Source organism: Pseudomonas sp. NFACC05-1, from assembly GCF_900100135.1.
In the GTDB taxonomy this organism is placed as follows: Bacteria; Pseudomonadota; Gammaproteobacteria; order Pseudomonadales; family Pseudomonadaceae; genus Aquipseudomonas; species Aquipseudomonas fluorescens_Q.
Genome location: NZ_FMTR01000010.1, coordinates 65,655 through 78,999, shown reverse-complemented (window position 1 = coordinate 78,999; position 13,345 = coordinate 65,655). Strand labels below are relative to the sequence as shown.

Sequence of the window (13,345 nt, the reverse complement as noted above, 5' to 3'; positions counted from 1 at the left end):
TCGGTGCTTTGCTAAGCGATTGAGCCGCATCTTCACCACCAAACCACGGGAGCGCACAATGCTCCAGCTCGATTGGGCAGGCTAAAATAACGAGCTACGGCTAAACGGGGTACGTTATTCGTGCATATTTCAAAGTTACAACTCGTCAACTACCGGAATTTCGAATGCGCGAATGTAGTCTTCAACAAGGGCGTTAACACGATCATAGGCGAGAACGGGTCAGGCAAGACAAACCTGTTCCGGGCGTTGCGTCTTTTGCTAGACGACACGCTGCTGCGCGCGGCCTATAGGCTCGACGAGAAGGACTTCCACCGGGGCCTTGGCGACTGGCGCGGTCACTGGATAGTCATTAGCCTCGAGTTCGACGAGGTATCCCAAGACGAGGCGATTCAGTCCCTCTTTCTCCATGGGACTGGTAACATCGCCGACGGTGCGATCGGCAAGGCGACCTACAACCTTATTTTCCGCCCCAAGGCGTCAGTCCGGCGGACCCTGGCGGACCTTGCCGCCGGTGATACGGTAGGACTCGCTGAGGCACGTTCGAAGATCACCATTTCGGATTATGAAACGATCTTTACCGGCAAGAGCACCGCAAACTTCCTCGATCCCGAAACCTATAGGCAACTGGCTGGCGACTTCGACGCGGTAATATTTCCCCAAGAACAGACGAACCCCGCTATCGGGGGCGTCATCCCGGGCATGCTCTCGATCTCCCGCGAAGTGTGCTTCACCTTCGTGCAAGCACTGCGCGATGTGGTCTCCGACTTTCAGAACAACCGCACCAACCCGCTCCTAACTCTGCTCAAGTGTCGAAGTGGTGAGATCGATCCGCAGAGCTTCGAGCCAATCACCGCGCTCGTCAAAGGGCTCAATGATGCAATCGAGGGCCTACCAGATGTAGGAACCATCCGCACCGATATCCGCGACACCATTACCGATGCGGCAGGCGAGACCTACTCCCCGCGATCACTTTCGATCCGCTCGGATCTGTCCGACGAGGCCGACCGCCTGTTCCAGTCGCTCAAGCTGTTTGTGGGCGAGAGCGAGGAAGAATATGAGGGCGCGATTCACGAGCTGAGCCTGGGCGGTGCAAACCTCATCTACCTGACGTTGAGGCTGCTCGAGTTCAAATATCAGAAGCAGAAAGAGTCCTTCGCCAATTTCCTTGTGATCGAGGAGCCGGAGGCGCACATCCACACCCATATCCAGAAAACGCTGTTTGACCGGCTGAACTTTGATGACACCCAGATCATCTATTCGACCCATTCGACCCACATATCCGAAGTGAACAACGTCGTGAACATCAACATCCTCGGCCGGCAGAACGGACGATGCGAGGTGTTTCAGCCATCTGCGGGACTTGACGCCGTCCAGATTGGCAATATCCAGCGCTACCTCGATGCGGTCCGCAGCAATTTGCTCTTCGCCAAGAGCGTGGTCTTGGTCGAGGGCGACGCCGAGGAGATCCTCATCCCGATCCTCGTTAAAAAAGTGTTCGGGCTCAGCCTGGACGAGCTGGGGATCAGCTTGATCAACATCCGTAGCACCGGCTTCGAGAATGTTGCGGTGCTTTTCCATAACGAGCGCATCCGCAAGCGCTGCGCGATCATCACCGACCTTGACCGCGCGTTTATCGATACGACCAAGGACATACTCGACAGTGACGATAAGGCGGCCGCAAAGAAGAAGGCACTGGGGTCACAGATCGCTGGACTCCAGCGCGAGGCAGTGCTCAAGGAGTTGTGTGACGGGAATCCTTGGCTGACGGCGCACTTCGCCGACCACACTTTCGAGGTCGATTTCGTTTCCGCCGGCAATGTCGGCACCGTCGTTTCGGTGCTGGGCGACGTCTATAAGGATAGCGGCACCATCGCGACGTCTAAAATGGAGCTGGAATCGGGCGACATCGCACGTTTCGGGACGCGCGTGCTGACGATGGCACGTTACGCAGGAAAGGGGTGGTTCGCCATCATCCTGGGGCGAATGATCACGCCAGAAACTGTCATTCCGGATTACATCCTCGACGCCATCTTCCAAGCACATCTCCCGGTATCCATCCAGACATGGGCGCGTGTGCTGGATTATCGGGTCTCGGTCCTTGCGGAGTCACAACTACACGCGGCAGTGGACATCGACGCGATGCGCGCGCAAATCAGACGCTACTATAGCGGCGAGATCGACTTTGCAGGGGTCCGCGCCGAAATGCTACAGGCCTTTCCGGCCGACGGGATCAACACGATCCTGGCGAGCTTCTAGATGTTTGTCTGGGACAGGAAAGATCTGAACGACGCCCAAGTCGCAGCCATCGAGCATCCAGGCAGCGTCTTCCTCGTTGCCTGCCCGGGGAGCGGTAAAACGAGAACCCTTACCTACAAGATCGCCCGCCTGTTGTCGGAGCTTAAGTCGGACAAAAAACGCGTCGTCGCGATCACCTACACGCACCGGGCTGCGGATGAGATTCACGAACGGATCGAGCAGCTTGGTGTTGATACGAGCCAGCTTTGGATTGGCACGATCCACTCCTTCTGTCTCGAATGGATCTTAAAGCCCTACGGAATCTATCACTCGGCGCTCGAGCACGGTTTCCGGGTGATCAATGCTCATGACACCGAACGAATGCACGAGGAACTCTGCAGCGCGGTGCAGGGCACTAAGCTCAGCAGCTTCGACTGCGCATATTATTTCAAGCCGGACGGCTATGTCCTGACATGCAACAAGACCGACAAACATGAAGCAATTAGGGAAGTTTTGCAGGCATATTGGAAGGCGCTTCGTACCGAGCGGCAGGTCGATTTTGAACTGATCCTTTTCTACGCCTATCAACTCATCGAGAATAATCCGTCGATCAGCGTGCTGCTGGGTTCGATCTTCGAATGCGTACTCCTCGATGAATTTCAGGATACGCGGGAAATCCAATATGCGATCCTCGCGTCGATCCTGAAAGCGTCGAAACGCGGTGCGTCCGCCTTCGTGGTAGGCGATCCTAATCAGGCAATCTATGGCTCGCTTGGCGGCTATGCGATTACGGCGGCGGACTTTGGGGCGCAGTGCGGCATCACCTTCAATGAAATGGAGCTGTCAGACAATTACCGGTCGTCATCGCGCATTGTGAGCTATTTCGGCAATTACAACGTCTGGCCTTCGAAGATCGAGGCGGTGGGGAGGGACAAAGACTACGCGAGCGTGGTGTCCTTCGATCACCAGACGCACCGCGACGCGCTGGAGGAAGAGCTTGTAAGGCTCATCAAATTCAACGTCGAAACGCTCGGGATCGCTCAGCATGAGGTCTGTATCGTTGCGCCTTGGTGGGTCCATCTCGCAAGCATGACACGCAGGCTGGTCGCGGCGCTTCCGGCTTATTCGTTTGACGGCCCGGGCATGGTGCCCTTTGCGCGCGACGTCGACAATTTCTGGTACAAGCTAGCTCGGATCATTCTGACGGAGGCGTCCCCACAGCTCTATGTACGCCGGATGCGATGGGCGGGAGAGATAATCGCTGACCTCAGCGAGGCCGGTGTCGAGGTTCCAGGTTTGGACCGCAAGACACTGCTGCGCGCCTGCAACGCCATCACCATCACCGAAACCGATGGCCTGGTCTTCCTCCGGGTGTTCTTCGACCAGCTATGTTCCACTTTTGGAATCGATCGCCACACCTGCGCGGCACTCCAGGAGCATCACGACGCTTTCTTTGAATGCTCGCAGAAGCGCATTGACAAGCTCATCAAGGAAGGCGCTGAGGCGATCGCTGAATTGGCGATGTTCAGGAAGGTCTTTGCGGACCGGACTGGAATCACCGTATCGACGATCCACGGGGTCAAGGGCGCTGAGTATGACGCAGTGATCGCCTATGGCCTGCTAGAAGGGATGGTTCCCCATTTCAGCGATCCGAACCAGGCCGAGACAGCTAAGAAGCTCATGTATGTGGTGTCGTCGCGGGCCAGAAAGAACCTACATCTGATCTCTGAGCGCGGTCGCAGTCGAGGCTGGAGCGGAGATTATCAACCAACCCACGTACTTACTGGATGTGCATTCCGGTATGACCAGCTTTCTTGACGGGTAAGAATCTGGTCGCAAATGACCGCTCCTGGCCGATTTGAAAAAGTCGGCTTCGGTTTCCTCTGCAGAAAAGTACGCGCCTGAGATTGAAATCTGAGTTTTGGGCAGAAGTTCAGGAGTCGGATTTCACGTAGGAGCGTGCAAAAGAGGTATTTTCATCCATCAATATTCGAGCGTTTTGCGCGAGCCGACTTTTTCACCTGAATCGGCCAAAAGCAGCCCCTCAAAAGGCCTCGATGAATAGAGCGCGGCGCCTCCCTTGATAGGGGACGCCCAGTGGCTGCAGGCGATGGAGTCTGGGTCAGTGTCGGTGCCAGAGGATGATGAAGATTGAACGTGTGCAGCACAAACGACAAGGGAGCCCATGGAGCGCCCTTTGTTTTAAAGGCGTAGTGTGGCAGGTGGCCCGCGGTTGGCTCGCCGAAGGTACGAACCATGAAGCGGTTAAACGATTTCACAAGATCCTCCAGCAACACTCCAATCAATCGCATGTTATTCAAATTTCCATTTTGCACATGCAGAGTGTTGACGGTTATGTGGTCCACACCAATCAAGCCGTAAGCCTCGGCGACCGGGAAGTGGTGAACGAACGAGTTTCTAAGGTCGGTGAGCGCCTTAAAAAAACCGGATCTTCCTCCCTCATATTGATCAAATGCGTTTTGGTCGCCCCAGCCGGCTGATTATCGATCTCTTGCGTTCCACACACCTTAATGATGTGTTTGTCAGCAAACTCCTGCCACCCGCCTACAAGGCGATTCCATTCATTCATAAAGATCTCATCCGCCACCCGTTTCATCTGAAGTACCAAGTCTTCGGTGGCGAGCTTTTCGTAGAAGTGGACGTTGGGTCAAGCATGTCAAAGCGGCGGCTATAAAGGTAAGCAATCTCTTCGACTCACTTTTGCATGTAGGCGAGCCGGCCGGAAAGCGCCATTCCGAAAGTTATTGGAGCCATCACGCTAGGGATGCCCTGATACTTTAAGAGGGCAGATGTGTGATATTGAATGATGATGAACTCCCCAGTCACGGGGTTGCCGAGCGCTGGTTGTTCCAAGCCCTCAGGTGGTTGCCAGAAATTTCTAGCGACCATCGTCCAGCCCATTTCCTCGCTGACAAAAACAGCTATTTCCTCGCCCTCGGTTTCGAACGAAGGCGGTGCTTGTAGCTTGTAACGTAGCAGTGCCAGGTATCAGTGACTCAGCTGTGATTAGAGAGAGGTCTGCGTTACCAGCACCGGGTAAAATTTATCGGTTCGATTGAAGTGATAAACAAGAGTCGTCATTGAAAAATAGCTTGGTCTATAGTGACGACGCTCAGGCGCCGTCGCGGTGCTGAAGTGTCAGCTTGGCCAGGCCCTGCTTGATGTGACCGACGTTCTCGCCAATCAGGTCCAGCGTGCTGCGCATATTCTCGCCGACGTCTGCTGACCCGCCCTGCTCAACCCACAGCGCAACCTCCATCAAGGCTGCTTCAAGCGCGAGCTGGCTTTCGTATATGCGTTCAAGGGTGTCAGGGAGAGTATTCAGTGGGCATCGCTTCGACTCCTTTCGAAAAATCCAAAGCATAGCAGCCATCGAGCCGAAAACTAATACCGCAGTGGCGAGCAAGTCACTGCGAACCTGGCTTCGAATCGGCGTTGGTATTGGCCTTCGAAATATCTAGTTTCTTGATTAACTCGATAATTATTTCATGTGTGTTGAGGGGGTAAGGGTCGGCGCCGACTTTAGTGAAATCTCTGGCCGCAAATATCTTTGAGGCAATAGCTATTTTTATTTTGTGCTGTTCTTCGTCTGGAAGAGAAGCCACGAACGGAGATAATGCTTTTAAGTCAAGAGACGTTTGCAAGTGTTGGTACTGTTGTTCCCTGTGCTTGGCAGACTCTCTTGCTAGATATGCAGCAGGCACAGAAAGCAAGAAGGTCAAAGTGATTCTGAACAATGATTTCTGCCAATCAAAAGCTGTGCCGATTGTTTCCCAGAACGAGTAACCTAAAGAGCTAGCAATAAAAGCCATGCAAAGTAGTGAGCCATTTCGCAGCCAATCAGCCATTAATTTTTCTTCGGCAGCACTCTTTGCATAATCGCCTGCGATTGCTCTCCCTGAAACATGGCCAAGTATATTGTCTATTTCTGTCTTTTTCCCCCCGACCTCATCGAGGCCGTTTGAGTAAGCCAAAGTAATTTTGTCTATCTCACCTTGCGCGGTTTCTTCGAGGTTTTTTAGCTTCTGCTCTAGGCTTGCTATTCTAAGCTCGTTTTCGTTTAGAAGCTTTTTGACTCTTTGATCATGCTTTTCATGTTCGTCATAAATTGATTTAAGCTTTTCATTATTAGAGAGATTAAGCAGCCCTGGAATGCCATTACTGAAGGGGGAGCTATTTAAGGGTTTTAAGTTGATGGTGCTATTTTCCGCTACTGCCTTGAGAGCGACTGCTTTGGTAAGTATGGCCCTTCCTTGCTCTTTAAGTTCGACGTTCGCTAGCTTCGCCGATTCCTGCCCGATCAGTTGGCCATAGGTGGAAGCGCGCGATGCGGCTTTCGTAATGTTGTCAGAATTATTCGATTCAGTTGCGATATGTAATTTGCTTAAATGTGAATAAAAGGTATCGAATGAGTCCCTCATTTTTTTATTTATTGGAGTGTCCGCAATCAAAACAATAAAGCTATCTATTAGCTGTTTTAGTTCTTCAGCCAAGTCGGCAATTTTTTTTATTTCTTCTTCCATGGGAGGTCTCTGTGTTAAGCAATAGCTAGGTAGATGCAATGCCGCTTTCGCTGGGTTGTTCAATGCTGGTCTTTAAGGGTTTTGCCCCGATCCATCCCGGTGCGTGGGCAGAACGCTACTATAGTCTATGAGGCTTGGCTATGCCTCGCCGCTGCAAGCAATAGGTGGTCATGACTCTTTTTTCCGATACCTCGGTTTTTGGGTAGTCGTCGGTCGTCGGTTTTTTTGCCTAGATCGATGTGATGATCCCAATCGTCTGGGCTTTGCCGTTCCAGTAAGCTGCGCGACGCCAGCACCATGCTCTGTATCTGGCATTGGGGTTATCGTCGCGTGGGCGAGATTGTTAAGCCCACGCAATAAAACTGCCACGTCAGATTCCGCCAATGGGCAAAAGCAGATTCAGCGCTTGGTCAAATTGTATCGATGACAGCCATCTCCTGACGGTCAGCAACCGGCCATTAAGCTGCCATCCATGATGGCTCGAATTCGGCGAGAGCCGATCGATCTGTCAATGGGGTGCAAATAGATTCCGTTAAACAGACGTTCCGAAGGTTTAGCTACATTTGACGGACATATGCTAGAAACGTCATGGCCAAATTTTCTGCCTGATCTCATTTTTTTTGCGATGAGGTCATTTGGCCACTAGCCAAAAGTGGGAGAAAACGGTAATGATAGTTGGAGATTTCCAGCCGTCCGCAGAGTCGAACCGTAACCAAGACCAAGTGCAAATTATTTCACGCTCACGGCTAATTATCACAAGGGACGTACAGAATGTTGACCGAATTCAGAGTAAAAAACCTCAGAAGCTTAAAGGATACAGGTACGGTAAAACTCTCTCCGATAACTATTCTTCTGGGCGAAAACAGTTCTGGTAAGAGTACTTTTCTTCGGACATTCCCTCTTCTAAAACAAAGTGCTGAAACCACGACTCGAAGCTCAATTCTCTGGTTCGGGAAATATGTCGATTTCGGTGATTTCGATCAAGCACTTATTAGAAAGCAAGGCGAAAAAGAAATCGTTTTTTCATTTGGGTTGACCGTCCCTGAGCTAATTTACCATAGACCGATCAGAGCTCAGGTAAATTCTCGGGATCGTAGCACCTCTAATATCACGGTAAATCTGCGACTAGCGTCTTTGGGGAAGGATGGTCTTACGAGAACTGCTGGAATTGATCTAGATATCGAAGGGAACTTAGTTAAAATCGATATCAACGAATCAAATAAAATTAGCTCAATAATTATTAATGGTGAAAATCACAGCCGATATTGCGATAGTTACACGTACAGCTCAGCAGTCAGGTTGCTTCCTCTCATTCGCGCCAAAAGTGACTCACCAAAAGAAGAAATGTACAGAACATGGTGGAGTGGATTCTGGCCCGACGGAATTTTGGATGATCTGGTAGATACACTAAGAGTCTATTCGAATAAGCGGACCAGTCTAGAATCGCTTACCAACGCAGTTTATAAGGCTGCTATTGGCAAGCAGTCAGAGATGCTGATTAACTTCAAAAAGATGTTCAGCACCAACACTTGGAAAAGCAAAACTTTAAATACAGAGCGGGATGACGAAGTTTTCGTTCGCTTTCAAAATCTCCTGATATTAGCTAGAACGGGAATGATACTCTACAATCTGGATGAGATTTTAGATCAGACATTCAGGCGAGTTTCTTATATTGAGCCTATTCGTGCATCAGCGCAGCGGTACTATCGTTCGCAAGATATCGGCGTAAAAGAGCTTGACTCAAAAGGCGAGAACTTAGCAATGTTTTTGCGAAATCTAAGTGATCGAGAGAAAAACGCGCTTGATGAATGGTCAATGAAGGAGTTTGGATTTAGAACAGTAGTGCAGTTCAACGGAGGTCATGTAAATTTAGGAGTCGCTTTCGATAAAAGCAAAGAGTCTTATAATCTCGCTGACATGGGTTTTGGCTACTCACAAGTAATTCCAATTATGATACAGCTTTGGACCATACTGCATAAGCCCAGTCGAAATGGTATATCGGGGCTTTCGTACACTTGCGTCATTGAACAACCTGAGCTTCATTTACACCCGCGCATGCAATCGAAACTTGCAGAAATGTTAGTTTCAGTAGTGAACGCAGCTAAAGAAGCTGATGTGATTTTGCATTTAATTATCGAAACGCACAGTGAAGTGATTGTCAATAAAATCGGGCTGATGACGGCGATGGGGGTCTTAACAAAAGACGATTCTACTATCGTGCTTTTTTCAAAAGAGCCTAACACGTCGCAAACAATCGTTGAGTTTAGTGGGTATCGTGAAAATGGGTCTCTTCACAATTGGCCGTATGGCTTCTTTGATTACGAGGCCTAAATGATTATTTATATTACCGAATCTATTAAAGGCTGCGTAGCTAACGGCAATTTGAGTCCTACTGAGATAAGTGCGCTTGAGGATATCGCATCCGCTGTGCGTTCTGGAGACCATTTAGTGCTCGGCGACGCTCAAGCATTAATCTCCCTGAGCAAATTTGTAAAGCTAGGAGAGTCTGCGCGGGCTGCATATAAAAGCGTGTTTTTTAGAGTTCCTCAACAAGAGTCGATTCTTGAAAAGGTTGAAGTTTATGTGAATATTGTTCCAGGCGATGGTATTCCAACGCTTAGCACCGCTGGAAATCAGAAGATAATTTCCATACCCCTGGTCTTTTGTGCAGACATGAACTTGAGAACACCACTGGAAATAATCTTCGAAGAGATAAATGATCACTATATTTACGAAATAATTTCCAAATGGTATGTAAGTCAGGCTTTGGCGGTGAGAACACTTAATCGCAAGTACAGGCCTATCCATGGCGGAGGCAATCGGACTTATGCGGTATTCGAAAGAGCGCAAAGAGACAATAATTTATTTTGCCTATGTATTACAGATTCGGATAAAAAGTATCCGACTGATGAGTGTGGGCCGACCAGCGTAAAAGTTCGTGAGTCTAATGACCTGACAAAAGTCCTCGCGCACCACTTGGATTTGGACTTTCATGAAATTGAAAATCTTGTGCCATTATCTTTTATCTCGGAGAATTCAAACTCCCGTTATACCGATATTATGGTTGCTGCTTTGAAGTTTGCCGAGCAGAACGGGCATCAAGAGGCTAAGCTTTTCTTCGATTATAAGAAGGGCTTAAAGTTAGGCTATTTACGTACCTGTCCGGATGCTGGTGCATATTGGAGCGCTGCATTACCCGGACTTTCTACAAGTTGCTCTAAAAATTGTCTGCAAGCTAGCTGTACATGCGACTTATTGAAGCCATTGCAGAACAGAGCTGAGATGCGGCTCCATATTGAGCAGCTTGTGCCGCTATACCCAGATGAGTGCCCTACTTTACAAGCTTTGTGGAAAAGCATTGGATCTACGCTTACTAGTTGGAGTGTGGCGGGACCGGCAAGATTGGTCTGATTCTCAATGGCTATCATTCTAATAAGGTCGCGTATTGAGCCACCTACATCGAGGACTGATCTTCCAAATGAGTGTGTGTTTTAAAGGCGTTCTTTGAAAGTGCTAATTAATAAAACGCTCCGAATATACTGATACATTATTCCTGTTTTGCACCGACTGCTGCCCGCTGCGAAGGGCAGCTATTGGCCGATTCTGTTGAAAAAGTCGGCCATGGTTTCTACCGCAGAAAAGTACGCGCTTGAGATTGAAATCTTTACTTTTAGCAGAGGATTCCGGGCTCAGATTTCGCGTAGCGGCGCGCAAAATAGGCGTTTTCAGCGGTCAGTTTGCAGGCACTCTGGAGGGACCGACTTTTTCAACAGAATCGGCCGATTTCTGCCTGTCGCGAGGGGCAGAAAACGACCCGAAGGAGACTTTGATTGACCCAGCGGCGCCTCTAGGCACTATTCTTCGGTATATGAACTGCTAAATTTTGAACATGAATAGAGGGATGAGGGGGATGAGGGATGGAGAACGGGGCATTTAGTATCTGGACGCCATACGAGGCGTTCTACATTCAGTCGATGCTCTTCAATACGACCTCTGCACTCCAGTCGTGCAGCATTGCAGAAAAAATTATCGAGAAGATCTCAATTCGGGAAATTGATCCGCAAGAAAAGAAGGACTTATTACTGGACTGCTTGCATAACGTCGTCAACCAGTCTGGAGCTATATCGCGATATTTCTTCCCGTCGCGTGATGGTGTAAAGGGAACGGACAAGAAGACCATTCACAGGGATCGCGGACAGTACCTGTCGAAGGTCTTTGGTGTAAAAGACGACAGCCCGCTGATGAATAGGGCGTTAAGAAACTCGATCGAGCACTTTGACGAGCGGCTTGATCTCTATCTTCAAGAGGGGATAGTCGGATACATTTTTCCTAGCCTTATTCTTTCTGAGCCTGAAGACTCGGACGTACCGCATCATATCTTCAGGGCTTACTACTTGAAGGAAGGTATATTTCAAGTTTTAGGTGAGCGATACGAGATCCAGCCAATTGTTGATGAGGTAGGCAGAATTCATGATCTCTTAGTCAAATTTGACGGCAGTGGCGGAGTCTTCCGCTCGTAAAAAATGGGCTTTACGCTTGTGCTGGCGCAAAGATCTTATCCAAGAAAAAGTTCGCGACCTTGACGGTCTATAGAACCTCTGACGAGTGCCCACTTTTGGCCGATAGGTGCCCTTGGCCAAATGTCTTTACGGTCTGTGAAATCAAGTGACTTGCGCACAAGAAAAAACCACCTGTCCTAGAACAGGTGGCTCTTGGTACCAACGGAAAAGGCGGTCTCGTTAGCGAATAAACGCGACCGCGGCGAAGAGAGTCGCCATCGCGACGAAGAGCATCACGCCGATATTCATAAGGAGGCTTACCTCAACCCGGGATAGCTCTGCCCGAAATTGGGCTATGTCGGGATCGGATTTACCTGCAGAAGATAAATGCACATGAGAGTCCATGGCTTGGATAACTGCTTCGATTTGCTGCTCAGGCACGTTGATAGCCTTCAGGGCTCTATACATTGCCAGTCGATTTTTCATTAAGGCCTCCAAAAACAAAGAAAGGCCTGCCCCCAGGACGGGGGAGGCCCGTCGTGGGTGGGATGGGATAGCTTGCTTCCTTCGACACTCAAGTCGACTGTCCGCGCTGCCGGAAGCGATGCGGTCATTGGGCGGATCCTGCGGAAAACCGCAGCGCCGTCTTGATGATCCTGACGGCTGGTATGCACTCGTGAAAGTGCTCCCACGGACATTTTCTGTCAATTCACAAACCGGCTATCGAGTGTTACCAGATGTTGGGTAATAGCACCGGACATTCATGAGTTTACAGGCGTTGAACGTCCGCCCTATGCAGGGCACGCCTGCCACCCTTTGTCTTTCATCACCTGTGCCGCCAAGTCTCCAGCCCCCCTAGGACCGGCCAGGATTTCTCGCATGTTGGCAATGTGTGGCCGGCCAATTTCGCGCCATGCCGAGCGCTCTGGTGGCTTCTTGAGCGCTTCTGTGCGAACGCGGGGTGCGGGCGGCATTGCAACTGGCTCGCCAGCTTGATTCTGTTTTTTGCGGCCGGCCCACAAGTGAAACTCGCCGGCCAACACACGCTTCGCTAGGGCGAAGAAATAGGCGACGACATTGCGTACTGTGCCGCTTTGGCTGCGTGCCTGTAGTTCGTCCAGCACGTCCTGGCGATGGTGTGACGGCAACCGTTTCAAGGCCGCTAGCACGTCTCGTTGCTGGTCTGCTTTGGCGCTGACCAGGCATGGCGGCAAGGCCAGGGGGAGTGACGATGAATCGCTTTCCTCACGCGTATGCGCGCGGTACGTACGTTCTTCTTTGTATAAATACGTCTTATACGTACGGTGTTGCTCTTGAGGTATCTGGCGGGTCTGTTTGGTCTGCCGTGTAACGGTCGATCTGTTTGCGGAAGCAGTAGGTGCGGATGTTCGATTGACCCTAGGGCGCTTTCGCGATGGCGCGGAGGGCGGTGGTTCATCGTCTTTGTTCCGTTGCTCCCGAATGGCAATGGGGGGATGTTCAGGCGTCTGCTCAGAAGTCGCCAGAACGTGCTCGGCAAGATGCTTGATTTGTTTGTTTTCATGGCTGATGCAGGTAGCCATAAGCTCCTCCAGGCTGTCGTCGAGAGCACAAGCTTCATGGAAGCTTAGGGCGCGCTCATTGACCCGATACAGCACGCTTTGAACATTGCCAGTCAGGAGATCGCAATGTTGCCTTACGAAGCTGATCCATCCTGTAAGCCGCAGTACCGCTAAAGCGCGCCAAGCCGTGGCAGCGCCCGCTCGCTGCCCACAGGGAGTACACGTGAGATAGCGGCGCAGTTGCCCCATGTTCACGAGCGGACTGAGGCCATCAGCGGTGCGAAGCATGTGCAGGACCTGCCAGCCATTGCGCTCCAACGGGGTAAGGCGCTGATCGAGCATGAGCGCCGTCAAGGTAGCGCTCAGAGCATCTTGGTCTTGTGAGTTCTGGTGAGTGCGTAGGTTTGCCATGAGATGACTCCGAGGTATGGGCCACGACGGCCCGTTCCTCTGCATCTCATCGCGGATCAACCTTCGTGTAACTCGACAATACGATTTGCATCACCACCGGATTTATCGCTGTTCC

10 protein-coding genes are annotated in these 13,345 nt (G+C 50.7%); 6 read left to right on the top strand and 4 right to left on the bottom strand.

All coding sequences use genetic code 11. The features are described from left to right. Positions 1-120: 120 nt before the first annotated feature. From BLO97_RS16765 to BLO97_RS16755, 3 genes are all read left to right on the top strand, one after another. Positions 121-2,256, top strand: a complete 2,136-nt coding sequence (locus BLO97_RS16765; protein ID WP_092346859.1) for an ATP-dependent nuclease — start codon at positions 121-123, stop codon at positions 2,254-2,256. Continuing rightward, a complete protein-coding gene (locus tag BLO97_RS16760; RefSeq protein WP_092346856.1) occupies positions 2,257-4,053 on the top strand; it encodes a UvrD-helicase domain-containing protein in 1,797 nt (598 codons plus the stop codon). Between the two features lie 323 nt (positions 4,054-4,376). Beyond that, positions 4,377-4,736, top strand: coding sequence for a hypothetical protein (locus tag BLO97_RS16755; protein WP_092346853.1), 360 nt, complete (start codon positions 4,377-4,379; stop codon positions 4,734-4,736). Between the two features lie 632 nt (positions 4,737-5,368). Here BLO97_RS16755 and BLO97_RS16745 read toward each other — a convergent pair. Both BLO97_RS16745 and BLO97_RS16740 read right to left on the bottom strand, forming a co-directional pair. Next, positions 5,369-5,662: a hypothetical protein gene (locus BLO97_RS16745; protein WP_371914902.1), complete on the bottom strand. Its 294-nt coding sequence runs from the start codon at positions 5,660-5,662 to the stop codon at positions 5,369-5,371. Position 5,663: 1 nt separating this feature from the next. Beyond that, positions 5,664-6,779, bottom strand: coding sequence for a hypothetical protein (locus BLO97_RS16740; RefSeq protein WP_092346847.1), 1,116 nt, complete (start codon positions 6,777-6,779; stop codon positions 5,664-5,666). Between the two features lie 771 nt (positions 6,780-7,550). Here BLO97_RS16740 and BLO97_RS16735 point away from each other — a divergent pair. The 3 genes from BLO97_RS16735 (at position 7,551) to BLO97_RS16725 (ending at position 11,299) form a co-directional block, all read left to right on the top strand. Beyond that, entirely contained in the window at positions 7,551-9,110 is a 1,560-nt protein-coding gene (locus BLO97_RS16735) for an AAA family ATPase (RefSeq protein ID WP_092346844.1), read from the top strand. Next, entirely contained in the window at positions 9,111-10,190 is a 1,080-nt protein-coding gene (locus tag BLO97_RS31030) for a hypothetical protein (RefSeq protein ID WP_139197693.1), read from the top strand. It begins immediately after the preceding gene. Positions 10,191-10,696: 506 nt separating this feature from the next. Then, positions 10,697-11,299 (top strand): hypothetical protein, encoded by a 603-nt coding sequence (locus tag BLO97_RS16725; protein ID WP_092346838.1) that lies wholly within the window; start codon positions 10,697-10,699, stop codon positions 11,297-11,299. Between the two features lie 219 nt (positions 11,300-11,518). Here the strand turns inward: BLO97_RS16725 and BLO97_RS16720 are convergent, their stop codons facing one another. Both BLO97_RS16720 and BLO97_RS16715 read right to left on the bottom strand, forming a co-directional pair. Beyond that, positions 11,519-11,764, bottom strand: a complete 246-nt coding sequence (locus BLO97_RS16720; protein WP_092346835.1) for a hypothetical protein — start codon at positions 11,762-11,764, stop codon at positions 11,519-11,521. 305 nt (positions 11,765-12,069) lie between these two features. Continuing rightward, positions 12,070-13,230 carry an STY4528 family pathogenicity island replication protein gene (locus BLO97_RS16715; RefSeq protein WP_092346832.1) on the bottom strand — a complete coding sequence of 387 codons (1,161 nt, stop codon included), beginning with the start codon at positions 13,228-13,230 and terminating at the stop codon, positions 12,070-12,072. Positions 13,231-13,345 lie beyond the last annotated feature (115 nt).

What these genes read in the sequence shown, in the direction of transcription:
- BLO97_RS31030 (WP_139197693.1), top strand. Translation starts at nt 9,111, where the DNA reads ATGATTATTTATATTACCGAATCTATTAAAGGCTGCGTAGCTAACGGC.
- BLO97_RS16735 (WP_092346844.1), top strand. Translation starts at nt 7,551, where the DNA reads ATGTTGACCGAATTCAGAGTAAAAAACCTCAGAAGCTTAAAGGATACA.
- BLO97_RS16760 (WP_092346856.1), top strand. Translation starts at nt 2,257, where the DNA reads ATGTTTGTCTGGGACAGGAAAGATCTGAACGACGCCCAAGTCGCAGCC.
- BLO97_RS16740 (WP_092346847.1), bottom strand. Translation starts at nt 6,779, where the DNA reads ATGGAAGAAGAAATAAAAAAAATTGCCGACTTGGCTGAAGAACTAAAA.
- BLO97_RS16755 (WP_092346853.1), top strand. Translation starts at nt 4,377, where the DNA reads ATGATGAAGATTGAACGTGTGCAGCACAAACGACAAGGGAGCCCATGG.
- BLO97_RS16720 (WP_092346835.1), bottom strand. Translation starts at nt 11,764, where the DNA reads ATGAAAAATCGACTGGCAATGTATAGAGCCCTGAAGGCTATCAACGTG.
- BLO97_RS16715 (WP_092346832.1), bottom strand. Translation starts at nt 13,230, where the DNA reads ATGGCAAACCTACGCACTCACCAGAACTCACAAGACCAAGATGCTCTG.
- BLO97_RS16725 (WP_092346838.1), top strand. Translation starts at nt 10,697, where the DNA reads ATGGAGAACGGGGCATTTAGTATCTGGACGCCATACGAGGCGTTCTAC.